This window comes from Neisseria sp. P0001.S005 (genome assembly GCF_051963715.1).
In genome coordinates, this window is record NZ_JBQCTZ010001058.1 from 1 (window position 1) to 239 (window position 239).

General features: G+C 55.2%; 1 pseudogene. It reads right to left on the reverse strand.

The annotated features are described in order from the left end of the window. Window positions 1–239: pseudogene (locus ACTHSP_RS24040) on the reverse strand (RNA methyltransferase); the annotation flags it as partial.

The window sequence follows — 239 nt, forward strand, 5'->3', positions numbered from 1 at the left end:
TCGCCGTTGCGGCGGTTGAAAAAGCCGATGTCGTTCATCACGCTTTCCATGTGGGCGACCATGCCTTTGATTTGCTCGTGGGTCGCGGCGTGGTCTTCTTGTTGCAGATGGGTCATGGGCGAATCGGTTTGGCTGAAGATTTCGTAGCACACGACCTGCACTGCTTGGGCGAGGTTGAGCGAGAAATAGTCGGGATTGCCGTTGATGGTCATCAGTCGGTTGCAGGCTTGGACTTCTTC